We start from the raw sequence: 20025 nt of genomic DNA on the forward strand, positions 1-20025 counted from the left end.
TTAAACGGCCCGGTCAGACCGGGCCGTGATCAATCGCCGACAACGCATCATTCACCTGAAACACCTTGGCATTCACCACCGGCACTCCGAAACCTTTAAGGCGGGCCGTATGCATGTCCAGGTACTTCCTGGCGCTGGCACCATCTTCGAACAGATAAATACCGCCAGCCTCCCTGGTTTCCGCATTCTCGGTCCAGATCTTCCAGATAAACCCGGGTTCTTTGGCAATGGATTCCGCCAGCTCTTTCATGGCATCGGCCATTTCCTGCCCGAACGGGCCATCAAAGGGAAAATCCACCTGCAACAGTGTTTTCATCTCAGAATCTCCGTAACGGGGTCAGACCCCCGGTACATTTTGCCGCAGCAAATGTATTGGGGGTCTGACCCCGGTTAGTTATCGGCGGGCGGGGATGAACCAGAGGCACACCCGGGCCAGCCATCGCAGTATCAGCAACAAGGGTAACAGGATCAGGAACCAGCCGGGCACCTGTATCATCCACGGTGGCACACCAAGGACTTTTGCGGCCCCGGCAAACAGGTCGTTCAGTAATACCGGATGGCGCACTGCTACATAGGCAAGCGCCGCCACGGCTGGCCACTTGGTATAGCCGATCATGGTTGATGCCATCTGCCCTGCCCTGGCCAAACGGGAGCCATAGGCAGCTGAGCGTGCGGTTACGGTGGTTGCCCGGGCGGTAGTGGCCGCTGCCCGACCGGCTTTGAGGAATTTTACCGCGCTGCCGATCACTACGGCATCCACCGCTGCCCAGCCAAGATCACTGGCACGAATGGGCTGGTCGGTTCGGTAACGGGACTCCAGGGTGCGAATGCCGCTGGTGAAAAACCGGGTAGCGCCTTCGGTAATACGTTCGGTCCAGATCCATTCAATGCTGCCATCCGGCGCCACCACAAACTGGCCGGTGAAATCCTGCCCTTCCTTGTTGGCAAAGTTCACTGCGTACCAGGCCCGCTGCTCGGGAGTGAGGGTTTGTCGGGTTCCCGCTACCCGGTTCAGCATCTCGATGGAACTGACCGGGTTGCGGTAGAAATGGATAACCGGCGGAATCAGGTATTCGCCGTGGGTTTTCAGGGCTTCCCGGAACTCCGGCTCTTCACCGAAAAGTTCCAGCAACTGCCGGGCATGCTCCGGGTACACCTGCAAGGCCGCCTGCGCCTTTAACAGCAGCAGGCGATCGCTCCGGTAATCCAGCAGCGTGGCCTGCACCGGCAGTGGTTCTGCAAGAAGCTGAGAATCCGCCCCGAACACTTCCTGGGCATGCAGGCGCACTAAGCGTTCTTCAACAGGTTGTGGCTGCAACCAAAGCGCCACCAACAAGGCAACCACGAGCGCTATGAACGCCAGCCAGGGCCAGCTCCGGCGGCGATAGGTTCTGAACAGCACGGGCTCCGGCATTCGCCACTCCTGCTACTGCGAAAAACCTCAGTCTACACGGAAAGCGTCCACCATAGGCTCGATGCCCGGGAACATTCCGATGGCCAGCATGACCACGCACAGGATAACAAAGACAATACCCGGGATGATCCAGCGGCCGATATGGCCCAGTTCCTTACCGCGTTCCTTACAGCCGATCAGCCCAAGGTTATCCAGCAGCACCGTCAGCGACCAGCCAAACACCGGATTCACCAGCGCAGACGAGAAAATCACGATGGCTGCAGACTCGGTGGTCTTGCCCTTGCGGGTCATCTGCATACCTGCCTCCAGCAATGGCAGGAATACGCCCACCATCAGCGCCACACTCAGCACCGGCGGCCATACCGCCAGGTCCATCGGGTAACCCAGCACCGCGGTAGCTGCACACAACAACCCGGTAAGCACCGCACCCGCCGCAATGGGCCGCTTGGCAATGGCTGCCGGCACAATGTAAGTACCCCAGGATGACGCAATGTTACCGCCACCCAGCGCCGTTCCGACTACCTGGCGGGCCGAGGCAGAGACCATGGTATCGTCGATATCCATCAGCACACGCTCGGTTTTTGGCGGATAATTCAGTTTCTGGAAGACCTGGTGCCCCAGAAAATCCGGAGACCACATGGCTACCGCCAGCACCGCAAACGGCGCCACGGCCATAAAGCTGTAGACGTCCGGAAGGCCCAGCTGCCAGCCGGTGGTTTCGCCCCACCAATAGGCCGGGTTCATATTGGGAATGCCCGGTTCGGTCACGAACTCGAACGGCGCACCCAGGGCAAAGGCCACGACACCGGCTATCAACGATCCCAGCGGGATCGCCAGCCAACGCATTTTCACATGCTCCAGCCAGGCGTACATCACGATGGTCAGCAGCACCACCACAAAGGCGATGTAGCCCTTATCGAACCCTTCAGCCCAGGTGAATAGCCGTCCAATCTGGCTGGTTACCCCGATAAAGCCGAGATACAGCAGCAATCCACCACACACACCGTTACTGGTTAGCCGGGCCAACAGGCTGCCGCCCCGGGTAATACCCAGAATAAACCCCAGCACACCGATCATGATCCCCAGCGCCATGGGATGCCCGCCAGAGGCAACAATCAACGGAATCATGGGAATCAGCGGGCCGTGGGTACCGGCCAGGTTACTGGTGGGGTTCAGAAAACCGGAGATCAGGATGACAAACAACAGCGCTGCGATGATCATTTCGAAGCGCACGTTTTCGGTTACGAATTCTTTCGAAAGCCCCAGCGGGCCGGCGAAGGCGGCCACAATTGCGGCAACCATCACCACTTTGCCGATGGTCGCGGCCATGGCGGGCACCAGGTCTTCCCACTCGAAGCGGTAATCACGGAACGGCAGGTTTGGCCGCCACCGCCTCGGCGCCATCACCTGCAGTTCATGCTCCAGGTATTCCCGACGCGTTGCAAAGTGCGACCGGGGTTTTCGATCAGATAAATAGCTGTTGTTAGCGTTGTTGTCTGTCATAACCACTCGCGATTTGGAATTTTTATTAAGGCGCGGATACTAGAGAGACAGAAGCACACTAACCATTGGCTCTTTGGCTAAGGCTGGAGTTAAGATAGAGCTGTGCGACCGGAGGGTGTGACCACAAACGATGGATATACTTGAACAAAAGCGCCGTGTAATCGCCACGGCCATCATCGCAGTGGTGCTCACCGGCATTGTGATTGCTGCGATTGTCGCCACCCCGCTGATCAACCAGCTGCATTCCCAGGCCTCCCGCTCGGCCGGCAATGTTGCCGACGCCAAAACCCAGAACATCCAGGCCATCCTGGACCAACACCAGGACCTGGCCCGCCAGACCGCCAGCCGATCCGAGCTGGGCCGGGTGATGAGTGAATATGTAAACGGTAACCTGGCGGTTGGCGTCGCCAGGACCTTCTCCCGGCCCAGGCTGGAAGACGCCGCCAACATCATCGACAACCTGGCGGCACTGATACGCTACGACGCATCGGGTGAGGAACTGGTCCGTGTCGGCCCCCTGGCGGCGTCATTGCCCGGCAAGATAACCCTGCCAGGCGGCCTGGACTTCCGGGAATATCGCCTTGCCAATGGCGAAACCAGCAAACCGCTGCTGCACGCCTCCGGCGCCATCATGCATGATGGCGAACGGGTGGGCACAGACCTGCTGCTGTTCGATCTCTCTCCGCTTCAGGGAGCGCTGCTAACCAACACCTGGTCAAACATCTGCATTCTCGATGACGCGCGCACCCGCCGGGTGGAGCTGGCCCCCATCACTCAGATGCCCGAGATCTTCCCTGCCAGCGAGTGCCTGACCGTCAGGGAGCACCTGACGGGCGACAAACAGCCCCGCACCTTCAGACTGACCGACCCGGACGGTGCCTCGATACTGGCGTTCATGAGACCCCTGAGCGATTACAACTGGGAAGTTCACATGAACGCCCGGGTATCTGAAATCTACGCAGACGTCATCAACGACATCATCATCAGCATCGCCATCATTGCGTTGCTTTCGCTGGTGGCCGGGCTGGTGGTGTGGCGCTCCCTGCAACCGCTGATGCATGCACTGGTTTCCCAGACATCCGAGATCGCCAGATCCACCGAAGAACTGCGATTGGCCCACCAGGTGTTCGAGCACACCCAGGAAGCCATTGCCATCTGCAAGACGGATTTCACCATTGTCCGGGCCAATCCGGCCTTTCTGGACAGGGCCCAGACAACAGCCCGTGAGCTGTCCGGGCGCAACATGATGGAGTTTCTTGATGCAGGCAACCAGGACCGGGATCCCGTCGGCGAACGCTTGCACCGCCAGCTGATCGCCGAGGGTGCCTGGCAGGGCGAGGTCTGGCTCAGGCATCCCAAGGATGAGGTGTTCCCCAACCTGCTGACGGTGTCTGCGGTGCGAAACAATCAGAGCCAGATCAGCCAGTATATTCTGACCTTCAGCGATATCAGCGAGCGGGTGAAAAACGAGAAACAGATGGCCCGGCTGGCACACTATGACCAGCTCACCGGCCTGCCCAATCGTGCCGCCCTGGAGAATTACCTGCAACAAGCCATAGAGCAGGCCCGTCGTTCCAATGGCCACTTTGCGCTGATGTTCCTAGACCTGGACAAGTTCAAGCCGGTCAACGACACCCATGGCCACCCGGTGGGTGACGAACTGCTACGGGTAGTGGCCAAGCGCCTGAAACACTGCATGCGTAGTGGCGATATCGTGGGCCGGACCGGCGGAGACGAATTTGTGGTGATTACCGGGCCCCTGAACGGCGACGACGGTGCCCGGCACATTGCAGAAAAAATGATTGCAACCCTGAATGAGGTATTCCAGATTCAGGGCCACACGATCGGTATTGGCGCTTCCGTCGGCATTGCCCTGTATCCGGATAACGGCATGACCGCCGAAGATCTCATGAGGGAAGCCGACGCCGCTATGTACCGGGTAAAAGCCGGTGGCCGGAACAACCTGGCCTACGCCTGACCGCCCTGCTCGTACTCCTGAACCAGCTGGTCAAGGAAGTACATACCAGCTGAGCTCAGGAAATACCGCCCAGCCCCGGAGCGGAACACCAGGTTCCGCTTTTCCAGGTAATCCAGCGCCTCACTCAGGCCTTTCTCGAATCGAGCTGCCCGCAGAATGTCCTGGTACTCCTCATCGGCCGCAAGGTTGGCCAGGTCCTGCTCGTTCAGGCCGGCTTCCGGCCGACCCAGGTAATCCAGATCCCGCCCGCTACGGGCAAAGTAACGGCCAATCAGCAGCAATATCACCTGCACCCGGAAAGCGTTCTCATCGTGCTCTTCGCTTTCATCGTCACTGCTTTCTTTCAGGAAGAAGAACGAGCCGGTTTCGTTGAACACCAGTTCGCTGCCCAGGTGCTCGTAGAAAGTGCGGAAATGCGAAAGATGATTGTATAGCAGGTTGTAGAGCGGATTGGCCCGCAGCTCGGAACGGTTGGCATCCCAGACATCCCGCACGATCACGCGGCCAGCCTGAAATTCCCGGTAGATGGCGGCACTGTGGGCCGGCAGGATCTGGTCGAAGCTGCTGGTTTGTGGTTCGTTCAGGTTGTTTTCTGCATCCCGGGTTTCCGCGAAATCAGGCATGGTCTGGCTCTTGTTCGGTGTGAGTCGTAGTGGTTTCGAGGCGGCGTTTTCGGTAAACAAACTGCTCGCTGTCGGGCGCCTGCTCCAGGGTTCGGAAACGGTTGGTGGTCGTTACCTGCATCCCCTCGGGCGGTGCATTGACCAGCCGGTTCAACGCCGCCAGCAGGTCCGGAAAGCGATAGCCGGGAATAAAACCGTCCAGCCGGCCGTGGAGTTCCCGTACCAGGTCGGTCGTGGGCCGTAATTCCAGCGTTTCCAGCCACTGGTACAGCTGGTTGATGCGCTGAACGTCGATGCGGCTGTGGCGACCGCTGCCGTCCACTTCCTGAAGAACTGGCACCTCGGCTTTACGGCGCAGGTCGCTCAGGCGCAGGTCCAGTTCGCTGAACAACAGCTGGTAATAGCTGGAGGATTGGCCGAAGGCGTAGTGTTTCGGCCGCTGCTGCGCCCGCAAACCCACCAGAAAGCCCGTGCTGCGGGCAAAATCGCCGCCTTCCAGCCATTTGCGGCGCAGGCTCAGGGTTTCGGTGTCGTCTTTCAGCTCCCGCAGCTTGCCGTAGAAATGCTCCATGGCGTTGTACTGGGCCATGCCCCGCCGGGTTTTGCGCAGGAAGTGTTCCACCTCCTGGGCTACGGCCTGGATGGGTTTGTACAGAGCATTCAGGCTGAGGGACGAGCGGAAAATCTGATCCGCCAGGCTGTGGTCGTCATGGCTCTCCAGCAGGCGCACCATGGCTTCCAGGGTTTCGAACAGGTTGCTGCCATCTGGCAGGCGGGTGTCCGGGTTCAGGAACACCAGCGTGGGCTTGATGTGGCGCTCATACAGAGTGACGATCTGCTCGAACAGGTTCTGGCGGAACTCCAGGTATTTCTCCGGCGCCCGGCTGGCGTCGCCGGACAGATCCGCCAGCTGGGCGCTGATGGTCTGCATGCGCAGCACGTTCTGGCGCAACAGGCCGATCAGTTGGCTGACCCGTTCATTCAGGTCGTCCCGCAGTTCGGTGTAGTCCGGGTCGGCCTCGCTGAAACTGCTGGTTTCCAGTCGGTTGCGTACGTCCCGAAGGGTCACCAGATGGCCCCGCAGCCGGGCATCGGTCAGTTCCTGATACAGCGACGCATTGCAGGCGCGCATCAGGTTGATCAGGGCATCCTGAAACACCAGCCGGCGCTCGCCGTCGGCCTTGATGATGTCGATGATCAGGCCGCTGCGAAACAGGTTATCGGTGTTGAGGGCCAGCCGCACTCGTTCCCGGTCCGCCTTGCCCAGATTACGGGTGTAGTCCATCACCTCGGCCACCAGGTCGCTTTCGCGGATGTACCGGGCTTCGTTTCGGTCCATGCGCTCGATCATCCGGAACAGGATCTTCGGGTGTTCGAACAGCAGCCGGGTGGTGTCCAGGGTGCTGAAGCGTTTACTCATCCGCAGGCTCCAGCAGGCTGTTCTGGGTCTGGTCCGCCCAGTGGCTCAGGGGCTCGCCGCCGGTAAAGCCTTCCGCGCCACCCCAGAACACCAGTGTGCGTTCCTTGCTGTAAGGCCGCGCGGTGCGCATCTGCCCCACTTCCAGGTGCCGGCCAATCAGGTAGATCACTTCGGCACTGGCGCTGTGGGTAGCAGCGGAGAACAAGTTGAAGCCCTGTTTGCGAAGCCGTTCCAGCAACGACGGCATCTGGCTGATGTCTACACTGGCCAGCTCGTCCAGCACCATGGGGAAGGACAGCTGCACGCCCGGGTACAGCACCCGTTTGAGCAGCCGGTACACCAGTTCCAGGTTGATCAATGCCGTGGTGGAGGTGGACTGGCCCTTCTTATCCAGGTTCGCGGCGTTTTCCTTGCGGGTGCGGTAGGAAATACCGGTGATCACCTTGTCCATGGTCAGGCGCTTGCTGCCGCCCTGCTCCCCGAAAAAGTCCGCCACAAACACCCGCAGGCGGTCGTAAAAGGCATCAGACTGAAGCTGGTTGCCATACGGATCGATGTTGTTGGCTTCTTCCACCAGGTTGCGGAATTTCGGATCGGTGTGGATATCCACCCGGATTTCCACCAGGTCGTTGATGTGCACCCCGTCCAGCTCGCGGTTCAGCTGGGCCTCGAACCGAGCAATGTGTTCGTGGTTGGATTTCAGGGCCTGTCGGTAACTGGCCACGGTTTCGTTGTGAATGCCAACCTGCTGTTCCAGCACGCTCCAGCGCTCGGCCATGCCGGCGAACAGGTCCGACAGGCTCTTGAAGGCTTCCCGAATAATCGAGGACGTCGGGCTGTCTTTCTGCAGTTCGCCGTCGCTGTCTTCGTGGATACCCAGGTACACAAACTGGCGCAGGTGATCGAGGATGTTACGGCGGCGCTCTTCCAGGTCGTCCAGTTGGCTTTGCAGGTCATCAAACGCGGCGGCAGACACCCGCTCGATGTCTAACGGTTGTTCTGCCTGCACCGCTTTCAAGTGCGGGAAACGGTGTTCCACAGTTCCCACGCTTTTGCTCAGGGCCGCCAGTTCCCGCTCCCGTTCCTCAATGCGGTCTTTCTCGGCCCGGGCCCTGGCGGCTTTCTGCTGCAGTGCGTCCTGCTTTTCCTGCTCCAGACGGGCCTGTTCCTCCAGCTTGGCTAACTGCTCTTCGGCGGCCTGCTTTTCTTCTGCAGCGTCCCGCAGGGTGGTGGCAGCGGCTGGATAACGCTGAAGCGTCTCAAGATCTTTTTCGATGGCGCGGATTTCTTTTTCCGTGCGTTCAATCAGCTTGGGCCGGTCGTGTTCCTGGTTGGTGGTGTCTGCCAGCTCTGAGCGTTCTTTCTCAAGGCCGTTCAGCTCGCCCTCAATATGGTGGCGCTGCTCGGCGAAATTGGTGTGCCGGGCCGGTTGGCTCTGGTACTCGGTATCAAACCAGTCAAAGCCGCGATCGTTGGGCGCAAACAGGCGAGCGAAAGCTTCAATGGTGGCTTTGCTGTCGGCATCCAGATCCTGGCCGGGGCTGGCCATCATCAGGCGGGGGTCGACTGCCCGCAGCGGCGCGGCGGTGGCTTCGTCCAGCTGGTTCTGCAACTGCCACTGTTGTTTGCTTTCCCGGTCTTTCAGGCTTTCCAGCTGGCGTTCCAGCTCCAGCTTCTTGCGCTGGATCTGTTCCAGGCGAATCTCGGCCTGGGCAGCACTTTTCAGGGCGGCCAGGTGGCCCCGCTTGCCTTCGAGTTCTTCCTTCTGGATGTCCGCAATTTCCTGCAGGGTCATCTCGCCGTATTGTGCAACCAGCAGCTCGCCGTCTTTCTGGTTCTGTTCCGCCTGCTTGATTCGCCGGTCGGCGGAGCGGATCTCGCCTTTCAGTCCGCTTTCTTCCTGTTCCAGCTTTTTCAGGGTTTGCAGCACATGGCGCAGGGTTTCGTTCTGTTCGTTATACGCCTCCAGCGCTACCCGGCGTTTGGCGCCAATGTCTTGCAGCGCATTCGCCACGCCATCCCGGAAGGCGGCAAAATCGTGCTGACTGCGCAATAACGTTTGATAGGCCTGGTAGTCGCGATTCAGCTTTTCAAAGCGGGGGCGCTCCTTTTCGATTCGATTGAGCTGGCTTTGCTGCTGTTTGAGCTGGTCGTGGCGGTTCAGGAAATCGTCGATGTTGAAATCAAAGGCGTCGTCGGCAAATTTCTTATCCGCCTCGATGATACTCGCCACCGCATTGGCCATGGCCTGGTCGTCAGCCTTCATTTCGAACAGCAGCAGAATCAGGGTGCGCAGGGATTGCACCCGGCGCTCGTCGGATTCGCCCAGGGGCAGTACGGAATAGCGCACGGCATCGGCATTCATCAGCTCGCTGCTGTAGAGCATGGACTTGAGTTTGGCAGGGTCGCTGACCAGTTTCGTGTCTTTGGAGAGCCTCTTGAGGGCTTCCGACAACCGGCTGAATGACAGCTCCGGCACCGCCTGGCCGATGCCGTCCTCATCATCACCGTTCCAGAACAGCGGCCGTAGCCGGTCGTAACTCACCGGCACAAAAGCCCGGCCATAGCTGAGCTGGCTGGCGTTGTCCCGGTACAGAACCTGGCAGTGTGTGCCCGCCGGGTTTTCCGCTTCCATGATCAGGAAACTGAACTGACTGGGGAAATAGTGCTGGTAGCTTTCTTCGTTGGTGTAGAAACTGCCGGCGCTGGCGTTGCGGAACGCGAATTTCTTGCGGCTGTTCTTGAAGTTGTTTTCCGGCAACAGGAACAGGCGCAGGCTGTTCAAAAGGCTGGACTTGCCCAGGTTGCCCGGCCCCAGAATCAGGCCGTGGTTGTCCACCGGAATTTCCACGTAACAGAAGCCAGCGGAATCCACCAGCACCAGGCGGCGAATGCCGAAGTTAAAGGTGCTCGCGCTCGCCTGTGAATCACTCATCCAGAATCATCTCCTGCTCCATGAATTTGCTGGTGGCCCGGAAGGCCTGCGCCAGCGACACAAACCCCAGATCTTCCGCCAGCATGATGGCCTTTGTAAACCTTTCGGTGGCGTCCGGGGGTTTGCGGAAACAGCCAAGCCAGGGTTTCCACTCAGCGGGCTGGAGAAAACAGGCCTTGTCGCCCAATGCGGCCTGCACCGATGAAAACATCTGCAGGCCGCCGGCATCGTAATCGAAGGCGCAAAGCACCTCATCGTACCGTTTCAGCCAGTCCAGATCCGCCGCGCGGGTAATCCGGTTTCCGCCACCGAGCACGACATCGCAATTTGTGAGATCCACCGGCCGGCCCAGACACTCCCCGGCAAAGGCCAGCATCTGCCGGTAGTGATAGAAATTTCGCTCATTCTCCACCACCAGCACCCGGGGCGCTGGCCTGAAGCCGATATCCACCGAATCCCCGGTAATCACCACTGAATCCGGCCGGTTGCCTGTCAGAGCGTGATGGTAAACCAGCAGGAAACTCACCTCGGTGCCATGGCGGTGGGAATCTCCTTTCCTGGCTGCATCCACCCTGCTCACCGGAGTTGCGGCCTGTTCCCGAAGCGTTTCGAATACAGCTTCATCCAGAACGGTTACCCGCCAGCGGTTCGGCCCCGCTTTCTCGGTCGAAAAAAGCTCCCGGTGCCGCTGACGCAGTGCCTCCGGCAGCTTTTTAAGAAAGGCCTCGTAGTTGATCGCCTGGCCCTTAAGGATTCTCTTGAGGTAGTCGTTCAATGGCTCGCCCCTTGCCGCCTTGGTAAACTTGCCGGAAAGTTTACAACCCGAGGCAGATTATGTCCCTGAAGTACCGTGTGATTCCCGTCACCCCCTTTGAACAGAACTGCACCCTGCTCTGGTGTACCGAAACCAACAAAGCAGCAGTCGTGGACCCGGGCGGAGATCTGGATCGCATTCTGGCAGCGGCCCAGGAAGAAGGCGTTACCCTGGAGAAGATCCTGCTCACCCACGCCCACATCGACCACGCCGGTGGTACCGCGGAGTTGTCCAAATCCGCCGGGCTGCCGATTGAAGGACCGCACAAAGAAGATAATTTCTGGATTCAGGGCCTGGCCATGCAGGCGCAGATGTTCGGGTTTCCGGCACCGGAAGTGTTCACGCCCAACCGCTGGCTGGAAGACGGAGACACGGTAACGGTGGGCAATGAAACCCTGGAAGTGCTGCACACCCCGGGCCACACACCGGGCCATGTGGTGTTCTTCCATCGCGGCTCAAAACTGGCCCAGGTGGGCGATGTGCTGTTCAACGGTTCCATTGGCCGAACGGATTTCCCGAAGGGCGACTACAACACCCTGATTCATTCCATCCGGAAAAAACTGTTCCCGCTGGGCGATGATGTGGCCTTCATCTGTGGCCACGGGCCCATGTCTACCTTCGGGCACGAAAAAGCCACCAATCCCTTTGTGTCTGACCACCGGGGCTGACTGCCCCGGCAACCAACAGCCCTAGACCTGGAACGGCGCCGGATCACCTTTGCCAACCCGGGTAACTTCCGGAGCGTCGCCGGTGAAGTTCACCACCGTGGTGGCTTCCATTCCGCAGAAGCCGCCGTCGATGATCAAATCCAGTTCGTGTTCCAGGGTATCCCGGATTTCGTAGGGGTCGGTCATGGGCTCGCTTTCCCCCGGCAAAATCAGGGTGCTGCTCATGATCGGCTCGCCCAGCTCACCCAGCAACGCACGCACAATCTCGTTATCCGGCACCCGGACACCAATGGTACGGCGCTTGGCGTGTAGCAGGCGGCGTGGCACTTCGCTGGTGGCATCCAGGATGAAGGTGTAGGGCCCCGGAGTGAACGTCTTCAGCAACCGGTACTGGGTGTTGTCGACCTTGGCGTAGACGCCGATATCAGACAAATCCCGGCACACCAGGGTGAAGTTGTGCTTGTCATCCAGCTTGCGGATACGTTTGATGGTATCGGCCGCCTGCTTGTCGCCAAGATGGCAACCCAGTGCGTAGCCGGAATCGGTGGGATACACAATCACGCCACCCTTGCGCAGAATTTCCACGGCCTGGTTGATCAGCCGCTTCTGCGGATTTTCCGGGTGAATCTGGAAAAACTGACTCATGAATCTGCTCCCTGTTCCAGTTTGGCCGCCATGGTGGCATCACCCTTCGAGCCACCCATGCAATTCGGCGAATCCGGCGTAGCCTGGCCACTGGCCTGCCATTCTTCCGGCGTAAACAGGTGCAGCGACAACGCGTGCACCGAGCCTGCCAGTTCGTCTGCCAGCACCTTGTAGATCGCCTGGTGCCGCCGAACCTTCATCTGGCCGGCAAAATCCGGTGAAACCAGGGTCACCTTGAAGTGGGTTTCCGAATTCGGCGGCACCGAGTGCATGTGGCTCTCGTTCTCTACCTGAAGCAACCTGGCTTCAAAGGCATCTGCCAGTTTGGTTTCAATGGCACTCTGTACTTTCATCTTCGTTTAACTCCCGCAATTCCCTGAGTGGTCAGTCTACTACACATTGGCCCTTACCCCCGAAACCTTGACAGCAATCCGGCAAAGAGCCACATTCCCGAACCGATCCAGCAACGCCAAGACCCCATGCATCTTTACATAGCCGAAAAACCCAGCCTGGCAAGAGCCATTGCTGCCGCCCTGCCCGGCCCGCACCAGAAAGGTCAGGGCTGGATTCGCTGTGGTCAGGGCAAAGACGCCGCTACGGTCAGCTGGTGCATCGGCCATTTGCTGGAGCCGGCAGAACCGGCCCGCTACAACCCGGCCTGGAAAAAATGGCGGCTGGAAGACCTGCCCATGATTCCGGAGCCATGGCAGCTGTCCCCAAAAGACAGCGTGCGCCAGCAACTGAAAGTGCTGGAATCCCTGATCCGCCAGGCCGACACCATTACCCACGCCGGAGACCCGGACCGGGAAGGCCAGCTGCTGGTGGATGAGGTACTCCGTTATGTGGGCACCGAGGCGCCGGTGCAACGGATACTGATCAACGACCTGACCCCCAACGCCGTTGCCCGGGCCATACAGGCGCCCAAAGACAACCGGGAATTCCGGCGCCTGTCCCATTCGGCCCTGGCCCGCCAGCGCGCAGACTGGCTGTATGGCATCAACCTGACCCGTTTCTACACGCTCACCTATCAGCAACAGGGCGAACAGGGCGTGTACTCGGTCGGCCGTGTACAGACCCCGGTATTGGGGCTGGTGGTGGAGCGGGATAACACCATCGAGGACTTTGAGCCGAAGCCCTGGTTCCGGATTGAAGGCGAATTCCGCGCCCGTGAAGAAGACGCAGACCAGCGCTCCTTCACCGCACGATGGCTGCCAGGCGAACAATTTCAGGATCACCTGGACGAAGAAAACCGCCTGCTCAGCCGTGAAATCGCAGACCAGATTGCCGCAGAAGTAAACGGCCGCCCGGGCACCATTGTGGAATCCCGGTTCCGGGACCGGCCGGAAACGCCACCACTGCCACTTTCTCTGTCTGCCCTGCAAATAGAAGCCGGCCGGCTGTTCCGCATGGGAGCCAAAGACGTACTGGATACCGCCCAGAACCTGTACGAGCGGCACCAGCTGATCACTTACCCCCGTTCTGACTGCCGCTACCTGCCCGAAGGCCACTATAACCAGCGCGAGCAGGTTATCCGCGCCATCGGCCGTGTGGTGCCGGACCTGGAAACGCAGTTCGGCGAACTGGACACCAGCCGCCGCTCCGCCGCCTGGGACGACAAACAGGTGGACGCGCACCACGCTATCATTCCTACCGTGCGGCCGTCGGCCAACGGCAAGCTGACTGCGGCAGAGCAGAAAATTTACGGGCTGATCAGCCGCTACTACCTGATGCAGTTTGCGGCAGATGCCGTACACCGGGAGGGCAAGCTGACGGTGAAAGTGCTGGAGCACAAGTTCAGGGCGACCGAAACCGCCATACTCACACAAGGCTGGAAAGCCCTGGAGCTCCGGCTACGGGAAAACAACAGCGAACCGGAAAAGCCCCCCCTGCCAAGGCTGGAGCGAAACGAACCGGTGCTGTGCACCAACGCTGGCGTAAAAGAAAAGAAAACCCAGCCACCCCAGCATTTCACCGATGCCACACTGCTGTCGGCGATGACCAACATTGCCCGTTTCGTGGCGGACCCGGAGCTCAGAAAAACCCTGCGGGAAACCGATGGCCTGGGCACCGAGGCCACCCGGGCAGCGATTATCGACACCCTGTTCAAACGGGACTATCTGTTCCGGGAAAAGCGCTACATTAAGGCCACAGACAAAGGCAAAGCGCTGATTGCCGCCCTGCCGGATTCCATCCGCACTCCGGATCGCACCGCTGTCTGGGAGGCGACCCTTGAAGGCATCCGCCGTGGCGAAGATGATCCCCGGCAATTCCTGGCCAGCCTGAAGGAAGAAATCACCGGCTTTATAAACCGGCGCCCGAAGCCGGCCAACGACGACAGCGTTGCCGGCAACGAAGCCATCCACTGCCCCAAATGCCGGGCACCGATGGTCGAGCGGGACGGCAAGTTCGGGCGTTTCTATGCCTGCACCCGCTATCCGGATTGCAAGGGCACCCGGCCGCTGGAAGACAGCCAGCCGAAAGACGGCACCAGCCAGAAACCGGTACCCTGCCCGCACTGTTTTTCACCCCTGGTGCGCCGGCGCAGCAAGAAAGGCTGGTTCTGGGGTTGCAGCAACTTTCCCGGCTGCCGGCAAACGGTGGACGACGACAACGGAAAACCGGCGCTCACATTAAGGAAATAGCCCCTGCAGGGCTGATCGAACATTGAATTTCTGGAATAATGGCCGGATATTGCAGATAGCCCTAATAACGAAGGAAACGCCTGATGCGCATTGCGCTTCTTGAAGATGAGCACGAACAGGCCCAGAGGATACAGACCATCGTCTCCGAGAAAGGCCACCATTGTGACAGTTTTCCCACCGGCCAGGCCTTTCTGGGCGCGGTTCTGCACCGCAGTTACGACCTTATGATCCTCGACTGGCAGATCCCGGACATGACCGGCATCGACGTTCTGGAGAACGTGCGGGCGCACCTGAACTGGCCTATTCCAGCCATCTTTCTGACCCAGCGAGACAGCGAATCAGACATAGTGCGTGCCCTGGATGCCGGCGCCGACGACTACCTGGCCAAACCGGCGCGGGCTGCCGAATTGCTGGCCCGCATCAATGCCCTGGCCCGCCGCAGCAACCCGGACAGCGAGAAAGAAGTTCTGGTATACGGCCCGTTCGAAGTAAACACCCAGCAGCGCAGCATCAGCCTGCACGGTGAGCCACTGAGCCTGACCGACAAAGACTTCGACCTGACCCTGTTCCTGTTCCAGAACCAGGGCCGCTTGCTCACCCGTGAAATGTTGCTGGAACGGGTATGGGGGCTGACCAAGGACATCAACACCCGCACCGTCGATACCCACATGAGCCGCCTGAGAAGACGGCTGGGGCTGAATCCTGAAAACGGATTCCGCATCAAAACCATCTACCAGCGCGGTTACAGGCTCGAAGCCGTTGCTTGACCGGAAGCTCTCACCGTGGGGCCTTGGCCTGCTGGTCTTCGGGGTGCTTGCTGGCAGCTACGTTCTGACGCTGCTCGTATTCGGCTTCCAGCTTTCACCTACCAACCTGCTGGCGATACCGCTGATCGCCTTGCCGGTAGCCGCGGCGGTGCAACTGGCTGTAACCAACCGGCTGCTGAACCGGCAACTCGACAAAATGGTCAGAACGCAGACCTTGTCACTGCCGGAACCGTCGAAAAGACAGCCCCATCGCTTACTGGAACATTTCCGGGCCCTGCTGCGCCCGGAAGGCTGGTTGCTGGCAGAAGACGGCGACTTACTCGAAAACCATGGCATGAGCCTTGCCGAGGCCCCGCCACTGCCGGAACCCGGTGAGTGGCAGCACCAGCAGCAGCAAAGCTGGATCCGGCTGACCCGGGGCGAAACCAGTTACGTCATCGGGCTCACCCTGCGCAATGACCTCAGCCGTGAAGTGATACAGCACTTCCTGCACAAACTGGAACTGGACTCACAACCCGCTACCGGCCCGCTCAGCCCCGGGCTCGGCCACTCGCCGCGCTTGCGCAAGGTGATCCTGGCCAGCGAACGCCTGGCCCAGATGCAGGCTTTTATCAGCAACAGCTTCGAACACATGCCGGATGGCATTATCGTGACCGACGAACTGGGGGTTATCCGGATTGCCAACCAGCACATCGAAGACTGGTTCCGGGAGCCCATGCCCAGCATCACCGGCATGCCCCTGACCAGCCTGCTGGAAGGCCACGACCCGAAGGATACGCCGCCCTGGCACGAAGTGATTTCCGAAACCCTGACCCTGAAAGAAAGCCGGACCCTGGACCTGACCGTGCACGGCAAGGACTTCCTTGTTCACTTTGCGCCTTTCGAGCTCCCCGAACACGGCCAGTTCGGCATCATCGCCAACATATCGGACATTTCAGAACTGCGGGAACAACAGCGGCAGCACCGGGAGGCCATCGACTTCATCTCACACGATGTGCGCTCGCCGCTGGTTTCTCAGCTGGCCCTGATTGAGCAGTTGAAGCGGGACCCGGCCAGCATAGACGAACTGCACCTGGACCAGCTGCGGATGCTGGCCCGGCGCAGTTACAACCTGGCGGAAGAGTTCGTGCAACTGGCCCGGGCCGAACAGCTGGCCGAGCCGCGCTTCTACGAGTGCGAACTGCTGGCCATTGTCGAAAACGCCCGGGACAGCGTGTATGAGCAGGCCCAGCGCAAGAACATTTCACTGCAACTGATCGGCACCGAAGACCTGTGGATGCGAGGCAATGCGGAGTTGCTGGAGCGGGCGGTCATCAACCTGCTGACCAACGCCGTGCAGTACAGCCCGGAAGACGCCACCGTGAGCATCCACGTGTATCGCGCTGCCCACCTGGCCTGCCTGGCCATCGCCGACGAAGGCTGCGGCATCGACACCGATGAACTGCCCTACCTGTTCGACCGCTACCACCGGCAAAAGCGCAGCGAGCTGGCGGGCACCCTGGGCGCCGGCCTGGGATTGTCGTTTGTGAAAACCGTGGTGGAGAAGCACCGGGGCGAGATCAAGGTAGACTCCCTCCCCGATGAAGGCACAACCTTTACCCTCAGGTTCCCGATTTCGGATCCGATGCTTTGACCACCGCTTCACAAACCTGGTCCTGGGTAAGGTCTTCGCCCTTCACTGTGATATCTGCATAGCGGGAATAGAGCGCAAAACGCTCGTCGAACAACTCGGAAAGGGACTGGTCCGGCCGGCGGGAAATGCCCCGCAGGCTGTAGTCACCGATTCTCTGAATGACCACATCCAGCGGAATATCCAGAAAAACCACGGTGCCATTGGCTTTCAGGTGGCGCATGGCGGCATCACTGTAAACAGCGCTACCGCCGGTGCTGATAACCTGGTTTTCCACGGACAGCTTCAGCAGCACCTGCTCTTCAATGTGGCGCAGGGCCTGGTAACCGTCCTGGTCGACAATCTCCTGCAAGGTGCGGCCGGCCTCCTCCTGGATCAGAAGGTCGGTATCCACAAAACCCATACCAAGCCGCTTTGCCGCCAGCACGCCCACGGTACTTTTTCCGCTTCCGGGCATGCCGATAAAAATCAGGTTTCGAGACATCGCCCTGTTACCCCTCTTTGCGCTCGGCCGCGCGGCAGGCGGCTGCGGTAAACAGTACATCCGTAGAAGAGTTCAGGGCCGTTTCTGTGGAATCCTGCACCACACTGATCACAAAGCCGATGGCAACCACCTGCATGGCGATATCGGTGGAGATACCGAACAGGCTGGTGGCCAACGGAATCAACAGCAGCGAACCACCTGCCACACCGGAGACCCCGCAGGCCGCCAGCGCAGACACCACACAAAGCAGCAACGCGGTACCGAAATCAACCGGTATACCCAGGGTGTTGGCTGCAGCCAGGGTAATCACAGAAATGGTGATGGCAGCGCCAGCCATATTGATGGTGGCACCCAAAGGGATGGAGATGGTGTAGGTGTCCGGGTCCAGCTCCAGGCGCTCACAAAGCTCCAGGTTTACCGGAATGTTGGCGGCGGAACTACGGGTGAAGAATGCGGTAATGGCGCTGCCCCGAAGGCAGGCAAATACCAGGGGAAACGGATTCTGGCGGGTTTTCAGGAACACAATCAGCGGATTGGTCACCAGCGCCACGAACAGCATGCAACCCACAATAACACCCAGCAGCCGGCCGTATTCCAGTAAGGCGCCAATACCGGCCTCTGCCAGAGTGTTAGCTACCAGCCCCAGAATACCAAGGGGCGCAAAGCGGATAACAATATGAACAATGCCTGAAACCGCATCAGATACGTCATTCAGTACCTTGCCGGTGGCATCACTGGCATGGCGCAGCATCATCCCGAGGCCAACCGCCCAGGCCAGAATGGCAATAAAGTTGCCCTCCATCAGCGCGGTAACCGGGTTGGCGACCATACTCAGTAACAAGTCCCTGAGGATCTGGATAATGCTCTCGGGCGGATTGCCACTCACCTCCGGCATGTCCAGCGTAAGCTCGGTGGGGAAAACAAAGCTGGCCACCACCGCCACCAGCGCGGCGACCAGGGTGCCAATCACATACAACACAAGAACACCGCGAATATGCGTGGGCTGGCCTTTCTGGTGTGCCGCAATCGCTGCCGCAACCAGCACAAACACCAGAATGGGTGCGACGGCTTTAAGGGCGGAGATGAACAACTGGCCCAGAATCGAGAAGGATTTAGCCGTTTCAGGCGACACCACGGCCAGCAAGACACCGGCGATAATGCCCAGCGTGATCTGCGGAATCAGGCCGAGTTGAATCAGGGGGCGGAAAAGCTTGTACAGGCCAGACATCAAAAGCTCCGGTTGCTTGGTAGGACGGAATACTTGAAACCGCCGCAAATATCAGGGAACTCCGCACCCGGAATTAAAAAAAGAAAAGCAGATCAGAACATTACTGATCTGCTTTTCTTTTGACAACAAGCGGCGCAGATTTTGACCGACAATGATACAGACGCCTTACATTGGTCGCAATCTGACACGTTCAGCGTAAATAGGCCGAAATCTCACTACAGTCCCGTCATTCAAAGCTCTGAAAGCTCCTTCGGGCGACAATTCCTGGTTACGATCATCCTCAGGATGGAAGATCAACCAGCTAACCAATCGTACCCATCGGTCGCAAAGCGAACCTTCAGGAAGGTTCATGAGTTTTGGTCCAAGTGGTTTGGTCGAGTCTTCGGGCATTTTGAAGGGAACTTTCTGGTGCTATCCAAAATGCCCGAAGACTTGACCATTGAATTACCTCTTTAATTTAACGCATTGATAGTACGCACCGGTATCAGGGCTTCGTACCCGGCCGAGGCACCATATAGATCACGGATCACCCCAGCTCGACGGAGTTTGGCCCCAGTAAGCTGTCTTGCGCTATTTATCGCGTCCTCCAGTCTGCCAGTGCCACTGGCCAGCTCGTTCAGACTGGCTTCCCAGTGCGCGCGCTGGTTTGGCAAGTGTCGCTCGTTGAGGATGTTCAGTCGACCATGGCCGGCCTCAACGCTTGCCCTCAGTTTAGCTATCGAGGCCCGCCATTCCCGCTGGGCCTGAGTGGCCAGCCATCGTTTTTGTGATGCTTCGGCAGTCGCCTTTCGAACGGCGCTGTGCTGGCGCTGCCCACTAAATGGGATCCGAACGCCAATGCCGACGACCCAACGTTTTCTCTCGTCAGCCCACAGGCTGTTATAGCCGGCATTAGCTGTGAACGTAGGTCGACGATCGACTTCGGCAACATCCAGCCGCGCGCGCCTCGGCTTCCCTCGCCTCGGCTGCACGAATCAGCGGATGATCTGGTTCCAACTGTCCATCGGCGAACAGAAGCGTTTCAGATGGCGCCATCAGTTGCAAACTGGCCCCCGTCGGACGACGCCCAAGCAGAGGAATCAGGTCGCTGGCTAGCCCGGCCTTTTCCGCTTGCAGCTCTACTAGTCTGGCATCTAGGAGTCTGCGCGGCAGAAACGTTTTGAGCCCTCGTTTCCGCCAGACCGGATCATTGTCTGGCCGGAAGGAGTGTTCGCGATATCGGATCGGCTCCATCATCGCTTTCGATCCAGCCAGTTAACCGGTTAAAAGGGGCA

Annotated in this window: 17 protein-coding genes; 5 read left to right on the forward strand and 12 right to left on the reverse strand. The window is 59.3% G+C overall.

All coding sequences use genetic code 11. The features are described 5' to 3' along the window. Positions 1-13: 13 nt before the first annotated feature. The 3 genes from H3Z84_RS12220 to H3Z84_RS12230 form a co-directional block, all read right to left on the reverse strand. Positions 14-316, reverse strand: a complete 303-nt coding sequence (locus H3Z84_RS12220; RefSeq protein ID WP_199457642.1) for a monooxygenase — start codon at positions 314-316, stop codon at positions 14-16. Between the two features lie 78 nt (positions 317-394). Continuing rightward, positions 395-1414, reverse strand: coding sequence for a hypothetical protein (locus H3Z84_RS12225; RefSeq protein ID WP_199457643.1), 1020 nt, complete (start codon positions 1412-1414; stop codon positions 395-397). A gap of 27 nt (positions 1415-1441) precedes the next feature. Next, positions 1442-2917 (reverse strand): DUF3360 family protein, encoded by a 1476-nt coding sequence (locus H3Z84_RS12230; protein ID WP_199457644.1) that lies wholly within the window; start codon positions 2915-2917, stop codon positions 1442-1444. A 130-nt stretch (positions 2918-3047) separates the two neighbouring features. Here H3Z84_RS12230 and H3Z84_RS12235 point away from each other — a divergent pair, with 130 nt between their 5' ends. After that, positions 3048-4895 carry a sensor domain-containing diguanylate cyclase gene (locus H3Z84_RS12235; RefSeq protein ID WP_199457645.1) on the forward strand — a complete coding sequence of 616 codons (1848 nt, stop codon included), beginning with the start codon at positions 3048-3050 and terminating at the stop codon, positions 4893-4895. Here H3Z84_RS12235 and H3Z84_RS12240 read toward each other — a convergent pair. The 4 genes from H3Z84_RS12240 to H3Z84_RS12255 are packed head-to-tail and all read right to left on the reverse strand — an operon-like array spanning position 4886 to position 10648. Continuing rightward, complete coding sequence (locus tag H3Z84_RS12240) at positions 4886-5518, reverse strand: condensin complex protein MksE (protein WP_199457646.1); 633 nt, start codon at positions 5516-5518, stop codon at positions 4886-4888. The two genes, H3Z84_RS12235 and H3Z84_RS12240, sit on opposite strands and share 10 nt — an antisense overlap. Next, a complete protein-coding gene (locus tag H3Z84_RS12245; RefSeq protein WP_199457647.1) occupies positions 5511-6938 on the reverse strand; it encodes a hypothetical protein in 1428 nt (475 codons plus the stop codon). The genes H3Z84_RS12240 and H3Z84_RS12245 overlap by 8 nt, the downstream gene beginning before the upstream one ends. Beyond that, positions 6931-9873: a hypothetical protein gene (locus H3Z84_RS12250; protein WP_199457648.1), complete on the reverse strand. Its 2943-nt coding sequence runs from the start codon at positions 9871-9873 to the stop codon at positions 6931-6933. The genes H3Z84_RS12245 and H3Z84_RS12250 overlap by 8 nt, the downstream gene beginning before the upstream one ends. Continuing rightward, complete coding sequence (locus H3Z84_RS12255) at positions 9866-10648, reverse strand: hypothetical protein (RefSeq protein WP_022989654.1); 783 nt, start codon at positions 10646-10648, stop codon at positions 9866-9868. The genes H3Z84_RS12250 and H3Z84_RS12255 overlap by 8 nt, the downstream gene beginning before the upstream one ends. Positions 10649-10707: 59 nt before the next feature. On the opposite strand from H3Z84_RS12255, the gene H3Z84_RS12260 reads away from it, so the two are divergent. Then, complete coding sequence (locus H3Z84_RS12260) at positions 10708-11355, forward strand: MBL fold metallo-hydrolase (RefSeq protein ID WP_323127005.1); 648 nt, start codon at positions 10708-10710, stop codon at positions 11353-11355. Positions 11356-11376: 21 nt separating this feature from the next. Here H3Z84_RS12260 and H3Z84_RS12265 read toward each other — a convergent pair whose 3' ends face one another. Both H3Z84_RS12265 and H3Z84_RS12270 read right to left on the reverse strand, forming a co-directional pair. Then, positions 11377-12000, reverse strand: coding sequence for an L-threonylcarbamoyladenylate synthase (locus tag H3Z84_RS12265; protein ID WP_022989656.1), 624 nt, complete (start codon positions 11998-12000; stop codon positions 11377-11379). Beyond that, entirely contained in the window at positions 11997-12353 is a 357-nt protein-coding gene (locus H3Z84_RS12270) for a BolA family protein (protein ID WP_058341212.1), read from the reverse strand. Before H3Z84_RS12270 ends, H3Z84_RS12265 begins: the two co-directional genes overlap by 4 nt. 126 nt (positions 12354-12479) lie before the next feature. Between H3Z84_RS12270 and H3Z84_RS12275 the strand changes: the two genes are divergently transcribed. The 3 genes from H3Z84_RS12275 to H3Z84_RS12285 all read left to right on the forward strand — a co-directional run bounded on the left by H3Z84_RS12275 (position 12480) and on the right by H3Z84_RS12285 (position 17042). Beyond that, entirely contained in the window at positions 12480-14642 is a 2163-nt protein-coding gene (locus H3Z84_RS12275; RefSeq protein ID WP_199457649.1) for a DNA topoisomerase 3, read from the forward strand. An 83-nt stretch (positions 14643-14725) separates the two neighbouring features. Continuing rightward, positions 14726-15409 carry a response regulator transcription factor gene (locus H3Z84_RS12280; RefSeq protein WP_022989659.1) on the forward strand — a complete coding sequence of 228 codons (684 nt, stop codon included), beginning with the start codon at positions 14726-14728 and terminating at the stop codon, positions 15407-15409. Next, the gene (locus H3Z84_RS12285) at positions 15402-17042 is read left to right on the forward strand and encodes a PAS domain-containing sensor histidine kinase (RefSeq protein WP_228285878.1); all 1641 of its coding nucleotides are present in this window, start codon (positions 15402-15404) and stop codon (positions 17040-17042) included. Before H3Z84_RS12280 ends, H3Z84_RS12285 begins: the two co-directional genes overlap by 8 nt. Here H3Z84_RS12285 and H3Z84_RS12290 read toward each other — a convergent pair. From H3Z84_RS12290 to H3Z84_RS12300, 3 genes are all read right to left on the reverse strand, one after another. Beyond that, positions 17011-17523, reverse strand: coding sequence for a shikimate kinase (locus H3Z84_RS12290; protein WP_199457650.1), 513 nt, complete (start codon positions 17521-17523; stop codon positions 17011-17013). The genes H3Z84_RS12285 and H3Z84_RS12290 overlap by 32 nt on opposite strands. Before the next feature lie 7 nt (positions 17524-17530). Then, on the reverse strand, positions 17531-18751 hold the full coding sequence (gene sstT / locus H3Z84_RS12295; RefSeq protein ID WP_199457651.1) for a serine/threonine transporter SstT: 1221 nt from the start codon (positions 18749-18751) through the stop codon (positions 17531-17533). A 452-nt stretch (positions 18752-19203) separates the two neighbouring features. Further along, the gene (locus tag H3Z84_RS12300; protein ID WP_008169850.1) at positions 19204-19722 is read right to left on the reverse strand and encodes a TolC family protein; all 519 of its coding nucleotides are present in this window, start codon (positions 19720-19722) and stop codon (positions 19204-19206) included. Positions 19723-20025: the final 303 nt, after the last annotated feature.

Origin of the sequence: Marinobacter sp. bablab_jr003, assembly GCF_016464245.1 — a bacterium.
Lineage (GTDB): Bacteria > Pseudomonadota > Gammaproteobacteria > Pseudomonadales > Oleiphilaceae > Marinobacter > Marinobacter vinifirmus.

What these genes read in the sequence shown, in the direction of transcription:
- H3Z84_RS12245 (WP_199457647.1), bottom strand. Translation starts at nt 6,938, where the DNA reads ATGAGTAAACGCTTCAGCACCCTGGACACCACCCGGCTGCTGTTCGAA.
- H3Z84_RS12260 (WP_323127005.1), top strand. Translation starts at nt 10,708, where the DNA reads ATGTCCCTGAAGTACCGTGTGATTCCCGTCACCCCCTTTGAACAGAAC.
- H3Z84_RS12280 (WP_022989659.1), top strand. Translation starts at nt 14,726, where the DNA reads ATGCGCATTGCGCTTCTTGAAGATGAGCACGAACAGGCCCAGAGGATA.
- H3Z84_RS12220 (WP_199457642.1), bottom strand. Translation starts at nt 316, where the DNA reads ATGAAAACACTGTTGCAGGTGGATTTTCCCTTTGATGGCCCGTTCGGG.
- H3Z84_RS12250 (WP_199457648.1), bottom strand. Translation starts at nt 9,873, where the DNA reads ATGAGTGATTCACAGGCGAGCGCGAGCACCTTTAACTTCGGCATTCGC.
- H3Z84_RS12225 (WP_199457643.1), bottom strand. Translation starts at nt 1,414, where the DNA reads ATGCCGGAGCCCGTGCTGTTCAGAACCTATCGCCGCCGGAGCTGGCCC.
- H3Z84_RS12270 (WP_058341212.1), bottom strand. Translation starts at nt 12,353, where the DNA reads ATGAAAGTACAGAGTGCCATTGAAACCAAACTGGCAGATGCCTTTGAA.
- H3Z84_RS12230 (WP_199457644.1), bottom strand. Translation starts at nt 2,917, where the DNA reads ATGACAGACAACAACGCTAACAACAGCTATTTATCTGATCGAAAACCC.
- H3Z84_RS12290 (WP_199457650.1), bottom strand. Translation starts at nt 17,523, where the DNA reads ATGTCTCGAAACCTGATTTTTATCGGCATGCCCGGAAGCGGAAAAAGT.
- H3Z84_RS12265 (WP_022989656.1), bottom strand. Translation starts at nt 12,000, where the DNA reads ATGAGTCAGTTTTTCCAGATTCACCCGGAAAATCCGCAGAAGCGGCTG.
- H3Z84_RS12240 (WP_199457646.1), bottom strand. Translation starts at nt 5,518, where the DNA reads ATGCCTGATTTCGCGGAAACCCGGGATGCAGAAAACAACCTGAACGAA.
- sstT (WP_199457651.1), bottom strand. Translation starts at nt 18,751, where the DNA reads ATGTCTGGCCTGTACAAGCTTTTCCGCCCCCTGATTCAACTCGGCCTG.
- H3Z84_RS12275 (WP_199457649.1), top strand. Translation starts at nt 12,480, where the DNA reads ATGCATCTTTACATAGCCGAAAAACCCAGCCTGGCAAGAGCCATTGCT.
- H3Z84_RS12235 (WP_199457645.1), top strand. Translation starts at nt 3,048, where the DNA reads ATGGATATACTTGAACAAAAGCGCCGTGTAATCGCCACGGCCATCATC.